This is a genomic window from Pseudoxanthomonas sp. SE1 (assembly GCF_029542205.1).
Classification (GTDB): domain Bacteria; phylum Pseudomonadota; class Gammaproteobacteria; order Xanthomonadales; family Xanthomonadaceae; genus Pseudoxanthomonas_A.
The window spans coordinates 2,256,743-2,269,229 of sequence record NZ_CP113783.1 but is presented as its reverse complement, the minus strand read 5'-3'; the positions used below and the strand labels follow the sequence as shown (position 1 = coordinate 2,269,229).

At 65.2% G+C, this 12,487-nt stretch carries 12 protein-coding genes and 2 tRNA genes; 8 read left to right on the top strand and 6 right to left on the bottom strand.

Going from position 1 to position 12,487, the window contains the following annotated elements:
* Positions 1 to 113 precede the first annotated feature (113 nt).
* From folD to tadA, 5 genes are all read left to right on the top strand, one after another.
* Positions 114 to 971, top strand: coding sequence for a bifunctional methylenetetrahydrofolate dehydrogenase/methenyltetrahydrofolate cyclohydrolase FolD (gene folD, locus OY559_RS10740; protein ID WP_277726264.1), 858 nt, complete (start codon positions 114 to 116; stop codon positions 969 to 971).
* Between the two features lie 196 nt (positions 972 to 1,167).
* Positions 1,168 to 2,625 carry an IMP dehydrogenase gene (guaB, locus tag OY559_RS10735; RefSeq protein ID WP_277729982.1) on the top strand — a complete coding sequence of 486 codons (1,458 nt, stop codon included), beginning with the start codon at positions 1,168 to 1,170 and terminating at the stop codon, positions 2,623 to 2,625.
* Between the two features lie 60 nt (positions 2,626 to 2,685).
* On the top strand, positions 2,686 to 4,251 hold the full coding sequence (gene guaA / locus OY559_RS10730; protein ID WP_277726263.1) for a glutamine-hydrolyzing GMP synthase: 1,566 nt from the start codon (positions 2,686 to 2,688) through the stop codon (positions 4,249 to 4,251).
* Between the two features lie 202 nt (positions 4,252 to 4,453).
* A complete protein-coding gene (locus OY559_RS10725; protein ID WP_277726262.1) occupies positions 4,454 to 4,954 on the top strand; it encodes a hypothetical protein in 501 nt (166 codons plus the stop codon).
* Positions 4,947 to 5,438, top strand: a complete 492-nt coding sequence (gene tadA, locus OY559_RS10720) for a tRNA adenosine(34) deaminase TadA (RefSeq protein WP_277726261.1) — start codon at positions 4,947 to 4,949, stop codon at positions 5,436 to 5,438. The genes OY559_RS10725 and tadA overlap by 8 nt, the downstream gene beginning before the upstream one ends.
* On the opposite strand, the gene OY559_RS10715 is transcribed toward tadA, so the two are convergent.
* The gene (locus OY559_RS10715) at positions 5,435 to 5,905 is read right to left on the bottom strand and encodes a DUF2721 domain-containing protein (RefSeq protein ID WP_277726260.1); all 471 of its coding nucleotides are present in this window, start codon (positions 5,903 to 5,905) and stop codon (positions 5,435 to 5,437) included. The genes tadA and OY559_RS10715 overlap by 4 nt on opposite strands.
* Before the next feature lie 100 nt (positions 5,906 to 6,005).
* Here OY559_RS10715 and orn point away from each other — a divergent pair, with 100 nt between their 5' ends.
* The gene (gene orn / locus OY559_RS10710; RefSeq protein WP_277726259.1) at positions 6,006 to 6,569 is read left to right on the top strand and encodes an oligoribonuclease; all 564 of its coding nucleotides are present in this window, start codon (positions 6,006 to 6,008) and stop codon (positions 6,567 to 6,569) included.
* Positions 6,570 to 6,749: 180 nt separating this feature from the next.
* On the opposite strand, the gene OY559_RS10705 is transcribed toward orn, so the two are convergent.
* Positions 6,750 to 7,697, bottom strand: coding sequence for a mechanosensitive ion channel family protein (locus tag OY559_RS10705; protein WP_277726258.1), 948 nt, complete (start codon positions 7,695 to 7,697; stop codon positions 6,750 to 6,752).
* A 93-nt stretch (positions 7,698 to 7,790) separates the two neighbouring features.
* A complete protein-coding gene (gene ppsA / locus OY559_RS10700) occupies positions 7,791 to 10,181 on the bottom strand; it encodes a phosphoenolpyruvate synthase (protein WP_277726257.1) in 2,391 nt (796 codons plus the stop codon).
* Positions 10,182 to 10,334: 153 nt separating this feature from the next.
* Here ppsA and OY559_RS10695 point away from each other — a divergent pair, with 153 nt between their 5' ends.
* A complete protein-coding gene (locus tag OY559_RS10695) occupies positions 10,335 to 11,156 on the top strand; it encodes a posphoenolpyruvate synthetase regulatory kinase/phosphorylase PpsR (RefSeq protein ID WP_277726256.1) in 822 nt (273 codons plus the stop codon).
* Between the two features lie 111 nt (positions 11,157 to 11,267).
* A complete protein-coding gene (locus OY559_RS10690) occupies positions 11,268 to 11,750 on the top strand; it encodes a DUF1249 domain-containing protein (RefSeq protein ID WP_192202549.1) in 483 nt (160 codons plus the stop codon).
* Positions 11,751 to 11,774: 24 nt separating this feature from the next.
* On the opposite strand, the gene OY559_RS10685 is transcribed toward OY559_RS10690, so the two are convergent.
* The 3 genes from OY559_RS10685 to OY559_RS10675 all read right to left on the bottom strand — a co-directional run bounded on the left by OY559_RS10685 (position 11,775) and on the right by OY559_RS10675 (position 12,414).
* Complete coding sequence (locus tag OY559_RS10685; protein WP_277726255.1) at positions 11,775 to 12,002, bottom strand: hypothetical protein; 228 nt, start codon at positions 12,000 to 12,002, stop codon at positions 11,775 to 11,777.
* Positions 12,003 to 12,208: 206 nt separating this feature from the next.
* Positions 12,209 to 12,284 (bottom strand) — tRNA-Glu (locus OY559_RS10680).
* 54 nt (positions 12,285 to 12,338) lie between these two features.
* Positions 12,339 to 12,414: transfer RNA gene (locus OY559_RS10675), tRNA-Ala, on the bottom strand.
* Between the last annotated feature and the right edge of the window lie 73 nt (positions 12,415 to 12,487).

The window sequence follows — 12,487 nt, the reverse complement described above, 5'->3', positions numbered from 1 at the left end:
TGGGCGCGATGCCGTCGAGGCGAAGGGGAACAGCATCGCGCCCGAGGAGCGCTCCTACAACATGGGGATGGAATCGGGGACAATATGCATCGACTCTACACCGCACCTCCCCCATGACTGCCCGAATCCTGGACGGCCGCCGCATCGCCGAAAACCTGCTCGACCAACTGAAGGTCCGGGTGGACGCGCGGGTGGCCGCGGGCCAGGCGCGCCCCGGGCTGGCCGTGGTGCTGGTGGGCGGGGATCCCGCTTCCACCGTTTACGTACGCAACAAGCGCCGCGCGGCCGAAAAAGTAGGCATTGCCGCCTACGACTACGACATGCCGGAAGGTACCTCCGAGGCGCAGCTGCTGGGCCTGATCGACCAGCTGAACGCGGATCCGAAGATCCACGGCATCCTCGTCCAGTTGCCGCTGCCCGGTATCCCGGACGCGACCCGGCTGATCGAGCGCATCGATCCGCGCAAGGACGTGGACGGGTTCCATCCTGCCAACGTCGGCCATCTGGCGCTGCGGCAGTTCGGCCTGCGTCCCTGCACGCCGCGTGGGATCACCACGCTGCTCGCGTACACGGACCGCGCGGTGAGGGGCCAGAACGCCACCATCGTGGGCGTCAGCAACCACGTGGGCCGGCCGATGGCGCTGGAACTGCTGATCGCCGGCTGCACCGTCACCAGCTGCCACAAGTTCACCCCGCGCGACGTGCTGCAGGCCCGGGTCGGCGACGCCGATATCCTGGTGGTCGCAGCAGGCAAGCCGGGGCTGATCCCGGGCGAATGGGTCAGGCCGGGCGCGGTCGTCATTGACGTCGGCATCAACCGGCTGGATGACGGCCGACTGGTCGGCGACGTGGGATTCGATGCGGCCGTCGAGCGCGCCAGCTGGATCACCCCCGTCCCGGGCGGGGTGGGGCCGATGACGGTGGCTACCCTGATGCAAAACACCCTGGAAGCGGCCGAAGCGACAAGCTGAAAGGGCTTGGGGGAGCCGTGGGAGCGACGCAAGTCGCGATAGCGTTGCCAGGAAAGCCCCATCGCGACTTGCGTCGCTCCCACAAGTGCCTACTTCATGATGTTTGCGGGAAAGCATCGTTCTGGCGTCGGCCGCAGCCGGAAGCCCCGTCGATCAGGGTATAATGCCGCGCTTCCCCAACTATCCGGGCCCGCCGATGCTGCGCATCCAGGCTGAAGCACTGACGTACGACGACGTTTCCCTCGTCCCCGCCCATTCCACCGTCCTGCCCAAGGATGTCAGCCTGGAAACGCGCCTGACGCGCGACCTGCGGCTGAAGTTGCCGATCGTTTCGGCCGCCATGGATACCGTCACCGAGGCGCGCCTGGCCATCGCCATGGCCCAGTTGGGCGGCATCGGCATCCTGCACAAGAACCTGACCGTCGAACAGCAGGCCGCCGAAGTGGCCAAGGTCAAGAAGTTCGAAGCCGGCGTGATCAAGGAGCCCTTCACCGTCGGGCCCGAAACCACCATCGCCGAAGTGCTCAAGCTCACCCGCGCCCGCAACATCTCCGGCGTACCGGTGGTCGACGGCGGCCAGCTGGTCGGTATCGTCACCAGCCGCGACATGCGCTTCGAAACGAAGCTCGACGATCCGGTCCGCCACATCATGACCAAGAAGGATCGCCTGATCACGGTGAAGGAGGGCGCCAGCGACGGTGAAGTGCTGCAGCTGCTGCACAAGCACCGCATCGAGAAGGTCCTGGTGGTCAATGATGCCTTCGACCTGCGCGGCCTGATCACCGTCAAGGACATCCAGAAGAAGACCGACAACCCCAACGCCGCCAAGGACAGCGCCAGCCGCCTGGTCGTCGGCGCCGCGGTGGGTGTCGGCGGCGATACCGACCAGCGCGTCGAAGCGCTGGTGGCCGCGGGCGTCGACGTCATCATCGTCGACACCGCGCACGGCCACTCGCAGGGCGTGCTCGACCGCGTCAGCTGGGTCAAGAAGCGCTTCCCGCAACTGCAGATCATCGGCGGCAACATCGTCACGGGCGATGCGGCATTGGCGCTGATGGACGCCGGTGCCGACGCGGTGAAGGTCGGCGTGGGCCCGGGTTCCATCTGCACCACCCGCATGGTGGCCGGCGTGGGCGTGCCGCAGATCACCGCCATCGACATGGTCGCCGAAGCCCTGCAGGACCGCATCCCGCTGATCGCCGACGGCGGCATCCGTTACTCGGGCGACATCGGCAAGGCGATCGCCGCAGGTGCATCCACGGTGATGATCGGCGGCCTGTTTGCCGGCACCGAGGAAGCACCGGGCGAAGTGGAACTCTTCCAGGGTCGCAGCTACAAGAGCTACCGTGGCATGGGCAGCCTGGGTGCGATGGAGAAGGGGTCCAAGGACCGCTATTTCCAGGACGCCAGCGACGCCGACAAGCTCGTACCGGAAGGCATCGAGGGCCGCGTCCCGTACCGCGGATCGGTCGGCGGCATCATCCACCAGCTGGTCGGCGGCCTGCGCGCCACGATGGGCTATGTGGGCTGCGCCACCATCGAAGAGATGCGCAGCAAGCCGAAGTTCGTGGTCATCACGGGCGCCGGCCAGCGCGAGAGTCACGTGCACGACGTCCAGATCACCAAAGAGCCGCCGAATTACCGGATGGGCTGATCGTTGCCAGAGAAGGGAGACGCCAGCGTTTCCCTTCTTCGTTTACAGCCGCAGGACACCATGACGAATATCCACACCGACAAGATCCTCATCCTCGACTTCGGCGCGCAGTACACGCAGCTGATCGCCCGCCGCATCCGCGAGATCGGCGTCTACTGCGAAATCTGGGCCTGGGACCACGACCCGGAGGAGATCGCGAAGTTCGGCGCCAAGGGCATCATCCTGTCGGGCGGTCCGGAATCCACCACGCAGCATGGCGCCCCGGCGGCGCCGCAGCAGGTGTTCGACAGCGGCCTGCCGATCCTCGGCATCTGCTACGGCATGCAGACACTGGCCGCGCAGCTGGGTGGTGCGACGGAAGCCGCGGACGCGCGTGAGTTCGGCCATGCCGAAGTGCAGCTGGTCGCGCACGACGCCCTGCTGGGCGGCCTCAGCGACCACCAGGGCGAGCCGCGCATCGACGTGTGGATGAGTCACGGCGACCACGTCGCCCAGGCGCCACCGGGCTGGACGATCACCGCCACCACCGACCGCATTCCGGTCGCGGCGATGGCGCTGGAAGAGAAGCACTGGTACGGCGTGCAGTTCCACCCGGAGGTGACGCACACCAAGCAGGGCCAGACGCTGCTGCGCCGTTTCGTCGCCGAGATTTGCGGCTGCCAGACCCTGTGGACTGCGGCAAACATCATCGAGGACCAGATCGCCCGCGTGCGCGAGCAGGTGGGTTCCGATGAAGTGATCCTCGGCCTGTCCGGCGGCGTCGATTCCTCCGTGGTTGCCGCACTGCTGCACAAGGCCATTGGCGACCAGCTGACCTGCGTGTTCGTCGATACAGGCTTGCTGCGCTGGCAGGAAGGCGACCAGGTGATGGCGATGTTCGCCGAGCACATGGGCGTGAAGGTCGTGCGCGTCAACGCGGCGGATCGCTACTTCAATGCGCTTGAGGGGGTCGCCGACCCGGAAGCCAAGCGCAAGATCATCGGCAACCTGTTCGTCGAGATCTTCGAGGAAGAATCGAACAAGCTGAAGAATGCCAAATGGCTGGCGCAGGGCACGATCTACCCCGACGTCATCGAGTCCGCCGGCAGCAAGACGGGCAAGGCGCACGTCATCAAGAGCCACCACAACGTCGGTGGTCTGCCCGAGCACATGAAGCTGGGCCTGGTGGAGCCGCTGCGCGAATTGTTCAAGGACGAAGTGCGTCGCCTCGGCGTCGAACTCGGCTTGCCGCGCACGATGGTCTACCGCCATCCTTTCCCGGGCCCGGGGCTGGGCGTGCGCATCCTGGGCGAAGTGAAGCCCGAGTACGCCGAACTGCTGGCCAAGGCGGACGCTATCTTCATCGACGAACTGCGCAAGGCTGACCTGTACGACAGGACCTCGCAGGCGTTCGCGGTGTTCCTGCCGGTGAAGTCGGTGGGCGTGGTCGGTGATGCGCGCGCCTACGAGTGGGTCATCGCGTTGCGTGCGGTCGAGACGATCGATTTCATGACGGCCCATTGGGCGCACCTGCCGTACGAGTTCCTCGGCACGGTCTCCAACCGCATCATCAACGAGCTGCGTGGCGTGTCGCGCGTGGTCTATGACATCAGCGGCAAGCCGCCGGCGACGATCGAGTGGGAGTGATTGCTTCCCGGGCAAGCGGATACCTTCCATTGCTCGTCGAGGAGACAGGGACAAGGATCAGGCTTCGCCCGCGCAATGTGTGTTGAGAATCAGGCGTCATGTCACTAAGCCGGCGCCACTATCTCGCCCCTCCTTGCAGGTAAGATGCTGCGCAGGCCGGCAGGTGTAGCCGGTCTTATCGGTCACATCACAAGGAATGACGATGATCAAGACTGTTCTGGGGTTGGGCGCAGCAGCGCTGGTCGCGGGGTACGTGTATCAGACAGGGTCGGTGATTACCGAAGCGCATGTCAGGGAATTCTACGGCGACCAACTGAAGGCATATGAGCAGCAGGATGCCGACCAGCTATGCGAGATGATGGCGGATGATTTCAGCATGTCGTTGACGGAGCACGGGGAGGGGCCTGCGAGGACATCCACGCAAGACCGGCATCAGGCATGCGCAGACGTGAAGGATGCAATGGCGCTGACGCAGCTCTTGTCCGAGCGCTCCCGTGGTCTCCTCAGCCTGGATGTCGATTACGACGTGAAGGGAGTCGAAGTGTCGCCTGGAGGCAGGGACGCGATCGTTCGAGTTACCAGTCGGGTAAGTCTCGGAGACAGCGTTATCGCATTGTCGAGGGCAGAGGAAAAACTCTCGCGATCCTTCTGGAAGGTCAAGACACACGGCGGCGAAGCGAAGGTCTGGACAAGCGATGGCTGAGCCATCAATTCCCACGCTGGACGATCAGCACTGGATGCGCCACGCCTTCGCGCTGGCCGACCGCGCCGAGCGCGAATTCGACGAGATCCCGGTCGGCGCCGTGCTCATCGGTGCCGATGGACAGGTGCTGGGCGAAGGCTGGAATCGCAACATCGCCGACCACGATCCGAGCGCGCACGCCGAAATCGTCGCCATGCGGCAGGCGGGCAGGGCACTGGGCAACCATCGCCTGGTCGGCTGCACGCTGTACGTCACGCTCGAGCCCTGCGCGATGTGCGCGATGGCGCTGGTGCACGCGCGCGTGGCGCGCATCGTGTACGGCGCGACCGACCCCAAGACAGGCGCCTGTGGCAGCGTGTTCGACCTGGTCGCGGATCCGCGCCACAACCATCGTGTCGAGGTCGTCGGTGGCGTGCTGGGCGACGAAGCCGGGCGCCGCCTGACCAATTACTTTCGCGCCAAGCGCGGACGTCCGCTGGTCTAGTTCGACGAGACCGGCGCCTTCCGTTTCACCTTGCGGTGGTCCATTTCTTCGTTGATCGCGGTGACGGCCAGTGTCGATTCACGGGCCAGCAGCAGGCTTGCGGCCAGCATCGCCACCACGCCCAATGCGGCGAGCCAGGTAGGCAGCGAACCCAGTCTGTGCCCGGTGAAGGTATCCACCGCCACCGCCAGACTGGTGCCGACGAAGCAACTGATCGCGCCATAAAGCAGCTGGCCCGCGCGCAGGATGATCAGGCTGCGCTGGCGCTGCAGCGCGATCCGCTTCTCCAGCAGTTCACGCCCCGCGTCTTCTTCCACGTCGGCCAGCTCGCGCAGCAGCGTGCGCGCCCGGTCGATGATGCGCGCGAGACGGTTGTTGGCTGACAGCAGCAGTGAGGCGGTCGCGGTCAGGAAGAAGGCCGGCGCCAGCATCGCGGTGAGCACGGCATGGTCGGTGGTCGGATTCATGGGCCGGTCGCGGGAGGGGTCTGCGTTATGATGACATGATGCGGCACGCCCGCATCCCCGGTGCGGATATCCGGGCCTTCTCTCCGTCACGGACTGCTGCATGGCATCGCAAAACACGCACAACGAACGCCTGATCTGGATCGACCTGGAGATGACCGGCCTGGACACCGACCGCGATTCGATCCTGGAGATCGCCACCGTGGTCACCGATTCCCGCCTCAACGTACTCGCCGAGGGCCCGGAGTTCGCGATCGCGCACCCGGTCGCGGTGCTGGAGGCGATGGACGACTGGAACCGCAACCAGCATGGCAGGTCGGGCTTGTGGAAGCGCGTGGTGGAGAGCCAGGTGACCCTCGGCCAGGCCGAGGCGCAGACGGTCGCGTTCCTCAACGAGTGGGTGCCGGCTGGCGCCTCTCCGATGTGCGGCAACTCGATCTGCCAGGACCGTCGCTTCCTGCATCGCCTGATGCCGCGGCTGGAGAAGTACTTCCACTACCGCAACCTCGATGTCAGCACGCTCAAGGAACTCGCGCGCCGCTGGGCGCCGCAGGTGCTCGAGGGCGTGCGCAAGCAGGCCAGCCATACGGCACTGAGCGACGTACGCGACTCCATCGAAGAATTGCGCCACTACCGCAAGCACATGGCGTCACTCGCCGGCGAGTGACGTAGCGTGCGCCATGCGCACGACCCCGCTTAACCATCATCGCGCGTCATGAAAATGGCGCACGTTACGTGTTGAACGCAGTCGCTTGAAGCAGGCATCGCGCGTCGTGCGCATGGCGCACGCTACGGGTGGAGGGCGACCGCGTGAGGCCGGCATCGCGTGTCGTGCGCACGGCGCACGCTACACCGGCTTTGGTACGTCGCCGTCGTCCACCACGCCCTTGGTGATGATGTCCGTCAGCGGCGTACCGTCGGCGTTGTGGTGGTACACGTGCAGGTCGCGCTGCGGGTACGGGATGTTCAGGCCGTTGCCGATGATCTCGGTGCGCACGGCTTCCGTCAGGTCGCTTCGCGCCTGCCCGAAATCCTTCGTCTTCGCCCACGCGTAGAGCGTCAGATCGACACTGCTTTCGCCCAGCTGCGACACGAAGACGAAGGGCTCCGGATCCTTCAGCACCATCGCGTTGGCGTGCGCGATATCCAGCAATACCTGCTTGGCCTGCTTGAGGTCGTCGTCGTAACCCACGCCCACCAGGATGTCGATGCGGCGCTGCGGCTTGGCGGTGAAGTTGATGATCGGCGCGGTGGTGATGAGGCTGTTCGGCAGCACGATCAGGCGGTTGTCGAGGGTACGCATGCGGGTCTGGAAGATGCGCACTTCTTCGATGATCCCCTCAAGCCCGGCCGCCTGCACGAAATCGCCCTCGCGGAACGGCCGCAGCACGATCAGCATGACGCCCGACGCGATGTTCGACAGAGAGTCCTTCAAGGCCAGGCCGACCGCGAGGCCCGCGGCACCCAGCACCGCGAGCATCGAGGTGGGATTCACGCCCAGCGACGTGAGCACGGTGATGATGACCAGCACCATCATGGCGGCGTAGCTGGCGCGGCGCAGGAATCCGCCCAGGGTCGTATCGGCCTGGGTACGGACCAGGACGCGCTCGAGCCCCGTACTCAGTCGCTTGGCCAGCCACATGCCGACCAGGAAAATGACGGCCGCAGCGAGCAGCTTGAGCCCCCAGGTTTCCAGCAGTTGGAGCCAGTCGATGCCGCGCAGCTCGTTGAGCAATACCGTGGGTTCGGTGGGAATGTCGGGGAGGGCAGGGGGCGTGGTGGGGGACGCGGACATGCAGGACTCCTGAAATGCAGCACGCCCCATCAGGGGCGTGCCGGGTTTACAGGACGATGGTAACCGCGTTTGCGTGAAGATGATCGCAGCGGATCAGCCCGCCTTCTTCTTCGCCAGCCGCAGCCAGGTGTCGACCACGGTATCCGGGTTCAGCGATACCGATTCGATGCCCTCGGCCATCAGCCATTCGGCCAGGTCGGGGTGGTCGCTGGGACCCTGGCCACAGATGCCGACATATTTGCCCTTGGCGCGCGCGGCCTTGATCGCCATCGACAGCAACTTCTTCACGGCGGGGTTCCGCTCGTCGAACAGGTTGGCGACGATGCTGGAATCGCGGTCCAGGCCCAGCGTCAGCTGGGTGAGGTCGTTGGAGCCGATCGAGAATCCGTCGAAGATGTCGAGGAATTCCTCGGCGAGCAGCGCGTTCGACGGCACTTCGCACATCATGATGATCTTCAAGCCCGGCTTTCCATCGGCAGCGCCATCGCCCTGGCGCAGGCCGTGCTTGGCCAGCACGTCGATGACCTTGCGACCTTCCTCCAGCGTGCGCACGAACGGAATCATGACCCACAGGTTGTCCAGGCCCATCTCGTCGCGCACGCGGCGCACCGCCTGGCATTCCAGCGCGAAGGCCGGCTCGAACGACGGATCGACGTAGCGGCTGGCGCCGCGGAAGCCGATCATCGGGTTCTCTTCGTGCGGTTCGTAACGCGTGCCGCCGATCAGGTTGGCGTACTCGTTGGACTTGAAGTCCGACAGGCGCACGATCACCGGATGCGGTGCGACCGACGCGGTGATGGTGGCGATGCCTTCGGCCAGGCGATCCACGTAGAAGCTGACCGGATCGGCGTAGCCTGCGGTCTTGGCGTCGATCTTCCTGCGGACATCGAGGTCCTGGCGGTCGTACTCCAGCAGCGCCAGCGGATGCACGCCGATGTGGCTGGCGATGATCATCTCCAGGCGCGCCAGGCCGATGCCGGCGTTGGGCAACTGGCCGAAATCGAACGCGCGCTCCGGGTTGGCCACGTTCATCATGATCTTCAGCGGCGCCTCGGGCATCGCAGCAAGGTCGGTGGTCGTGCGCTCGAACGGCAGGCTGCCGGCGTAGATGAAACCGGTATCGCCTTCGGCACAGCTGACGGTGACTTCGACGCCATCCTCGATCCGGTCCAGCGCATTGCCGGTACCCACGACGGCGGGTACGCCCAGCTCGCGCGCGATGATCGCCGCGTGACAGGTGCGTCCGCCGCGGTTGGTGACGATGGCACTGGCACGCTTCATCACCGGCTCCCAATCGGGATCGGTCATGTCGGCCACCAGCACGTCGCCAGCTTGCACGCGGGCCATGTCGTCCAGCGAACGCACCACGCGGGCGACGCCGCTGCCGATCTTCTGGCCGATGGCCCGGCCCTCGGCGATCACCTCGCCGCGCTGCTCCAGCGCATAGCGCTCGATCTGCGTGGCCTTGGCGCGCGACTTCACCGTCTCCGGGCGCGCCTGCACGATGAACAGCTTGCCGGTCACGCCGTCCTTCGCCCACTCGATGTCCATCGGGCGGCCGTAATGCTGTTCGATCACCAGCGCCTGCTTCGACAACTCATGCACGTCGGTGTCGCTGATGGAGAACGTGCTGCGCAGTTCCGCCGGGGTGTCTTCGGTGCGGACGCGTTCGCCGGGCACGTCGGAATACACCATGCGCAGCGCCTTGCTGCCCAGCGAACGGCGCAGGATGGCCGGCTTGCCCTGCTTCAGCGTGGGCTTGTAGACGTAGAACTCGTCCGGATTCACTGCGCCCTGCACGACCATTTCGCCCAGGCCGAAGCTCGAAGTGACGAAGACGACGTCACGGAAGCCGGATTCGGTGTCCAGCGTGAACAGCACGCCCGAGGCACCCACGCCCGAGCGCACCATCAGTTGCACGCCTGCCGACAGGAAAACGTCTTCGTGCTTGAAACCGTGGTGTACGCGGTAGGCGATGGCGCGGTCATTGTAGAGGCTGGCGAAGACTTCCTTCACCTTGTGCACGACATCGTCGGCGCCGGTGACGTTGAGGAAGGTTTCCTGCTGGCCGGCGAAGGAGGCGTCGGGAAGGTCTTCGGCGGTGGCCGACGAGCGCACGGCCACCGCGATCTCGCCGCCGCCGTTCTCGCCGCACAGCTTGGCGTAGGCAGTGCGGATGTCGGCATCCAGATCGGGTTGCAAGGGCGCGTCGATGACCCAGCCGCGGATTTCCTTGCCGGCAGCCGTCAACGCCGCGACGTCCTCGACGTCGAGCGTGGCCAACTTGTCGAAGATGCGCTTGGACAGGTCGTTGTGCGCGATGAAGGCCTTGAAGGCTTCCGCCGTGGTCGCATAGCCCCCGGGAACCGAGACCCCCAGGCTGGCCAGGTGGCCGATCATTTCGCCCAGCGACGAATTCTTGCCGCCCACGCGTGCCAGGTCGGCCAGGCGCAGCTCGTGCAACCACAGGATGTTCTCGTTCAAGCGCAATGCTCCGAAGCAGGCCGCGCCATGCCGATGACCACCGGCGTGGGGGCCGTGTCCATGGGGAAAGAGGCGCTATGATGCAGTGCATACCAATTGCAGACAAGCTTGATCTGAAGGGGATTTCCATGGTGAAGCGGGGAACGGGTGGCCATGTCTGAGTTGCGCCCGGTGTTCTATGTTTCCGATGGCACCGGTATCACCGCCGAGACCATCGGCCACAGCCTGCTGACCCAGTTCGCCGGCATGCGCTTCCAGACGGACCGGCTGTCCTTCGTCGATGACGAAGAGAAAGCCCGGGACGCTGCCGACCGCATCCGCCGCATGGGCGAGAAGCTCGGCAGCCGGCCCATCGTCATCAATTCCTGCGTGGATCCGTCGCTGAGCGCGCTGATCGCGGAGAGCGGCGCGTTGATGCTGGACGTCTTCGCGCCCTTCATCGAGCCCCTGGAGCGCGAGCTGGGCCAGCAGCGGCAGTCGCGGGTGGGCCAGGCGCACGGCCTGGTCGATTTCGAGACCTACCATCGCCGCATCAACGCGATGAACTTCGCGCTGACCCACGACGATGGCATGGCCGTGAACTACGACGAGGCCGACGTGATCCTGGTAGCGGTATCGCGCGCCGGCAAGACACCGACCTGCGTCTACCTGGCGCTGCACTACGGTATCCGTGCAGCCAACTATCCATTGACCGACGGCGACCTGGAAACCGATCGCCTGCCTGCGCGCCTGCGTCCGTATCGCCGCAAGCTGTTCGCGCTGACCATCGATCCCGACCGCCTGCACCAGATCCGCCAGGAGCGCCGGCCGAATTCCAGCTACGCGAAGATGGAAACCTGCAAGCGCGAAGTGGCCGCGGCCGAGGCGATGTTCCAGGTGGAGCGCCTGCCGACGCTCAGCACGACCAACAAGTCGATCGAGGAGATCTCGAGCAAGGTGCTGTCCACGCTGGGCCTGCAGCGCGACATGTACTGAGGGGGGAGCTTGCGTGGCTTGGAAAGCGACGCCGGGGAACCCTTAACTTAGGCCGCACGCCACGGGTCGTCAATGCTGCCGCGCGCGCGGTTCGGCGTGTAGGATCGACCCATGTCCCAGGCCCTCGCACGCACTGCACGCATCCCCCGGCTGAGCCGCTTCGGCTGGTTGATGGCGCTCTACGCGGAGAACCATGCGCGGCTCACGCGGCTGTTCGCGCCGGAGCACCTGCAGCCGGGAACCTACCTGTCCAGCATCGGCGACGGGCTGGACGTGCGCCTGGAGGTCATCGAGACGCACCGCTACACGGTGGAGCTGCGGCTGACCTACGACCTCTGCGATCCTCTCACGGGCGAACCCGATCCTTCGGCTTTCGTGCGCCTGTACCGCGACGCGCACCAGGCGGAAGCAACGCACTGTTATGTCGGCAGGCGCTGGCAGGATGTCATCGGTCTGTATCCGCCACCGGCGGAAGTGATCAGCCATCGCATGCGCATGAACACATTCCTGGGCAAATGGCTTGAATACCTGGCGGAACAGGGCCATGGCGTGGCGACCCTGCGCCCGGCCACTGTCACGCGCGACGTCGCCTGACGCGCAACCTGCCCGGGCCTGTGCTCAGGCCACCCGCATGAAGCGGATGGCATTGAGGCGGCGGAGTCCGTTGTTGGCGTCGCGCGACAGGTTCATCACGTCGATGGCGCCCAGCGTTTCGAGTTCCAGCAGGCGCTGGGCGACGGCGTCGAATGCGGCTTCATCCAGGCCCAGCGAACCCGCGGTCCACCGCGTATCGCGGTTGATCGGAAGCTGGGAGATCAACTCGTCGGCAAGGGAATCGTGGGTCATGACGGCAGGCTCCGGCAAAGGGGCACCAGCTTCGACTGCACCTACTGGGTACTCGCGCCTGCCCGGACGTTGCGCAGGGGGAGCGTGATGATGCTTCTACGCCGTTTGCGGTGAGTTTCTTGTAAATGCCTGCGAAAGCGGCATTACGAACTTCCAGCCGGGCGAAACAAAAAAAGAGGCCCGGTTTCCCGGGCCTGCAAGATAGTTGGCGTCCCCACGGGGATTCGAACCCCGGTCGCTACCGTGAAAGGGTAATGTCCTAGGCCTCTAGACGATGGGGACACACGTAAAAATGTTGCCAGGTTTTTCATTCCGGACGGCCTATTGTCCGGATGTTGGTGGAGCCAGGCGGGATCGAACCGCCGACCTCCTGCATGCCATGCAGGCGCTCTCCCAGCTGAGCTATGGCCCCAACGTGCTGGCAGGAGCGAAATGATAGCCAGCCTGTTTGCGATGCGCAAGCATCCCTTACGAAAAATTTCACA

Excerpts from the sequence above, each read along its gene's own strand:
- folD (WP_277726264.1), top strand. The coding sequence starts at position 114 with ATGACTGCCCGAATCCTGGACGGCCGCCGCATCGCCGAAAACCTGCTC.
- guaB (WP_277729982.1), top strand. The coding sequence starts at position 1,168 with ATGCTGCGCATCCAGGCTGAAGCACTGACGTACGACGACGTTTCCCTC.
- guaA (WP_277726263.1), top strand. The coding sequence starts at position 2,686 with ATGACGAATATCCACACCGACAAGATCCTCATCCTCGACTTCGGCGCG.
- OY559_RS10725 (WP_277726262.1), top strand. The coding sequence starts at position 4,454 with ATGATCAAGACTGTTCTGGGGTTGGGCGCAGCAGCGCTGGTCGCGGGG.
- tadA (WP_277726261.1), top strand. The coding sequence starts at position 4,947 with ATGGCTGAGCCATCAATTCCCACGCTGGACGATCAGCACTGGATGCGC.
- OY559_RS10715 (WP_277726260.1), bottom strand. The coding sequence starts at position 5,905 with ATGAATCCGACCACCGACCATGCCGTGCTCACCGCGATGCTGGCGCCG.
- orn (WP_277726259.1), top strand. The coding sequence starts at position 6,006 with ATGGCATCGCAAAACACGCACAACGAACGCCTGATCTGGATCGACCTG.
- OY559_RS10705 (WP_277726258.1), bottom strand. The coding sequence starts at position 7,697 with ATGTCCGCGTCCCCCACCACGCCCCCTGCCCTCCCCGACATTCCCACC.
- OY559_RS10695 (WP_277726256.1), top strand. The coding sequence starts at position 10,335 with ATGTCTGAGTTGCGCCCGGTGTTCTATGTTTCCGATGGCACCGGTATC.
- OY559_RS10690 (WP_192202549.1), top strand. The coding sequence starts at position 11,268 with ATGTCCCAGGCCCTCGCACGCACTGCACGCATCCCCCGGCTGAGCCGC.
- OY559_RS10685 (WP_277726255.1), bottom strand. The coding sequence starts at position 12,002 with ATGACCCACGATTCCCTTGCCGACGAGTTGATCTCCCAGCTTCCGATC.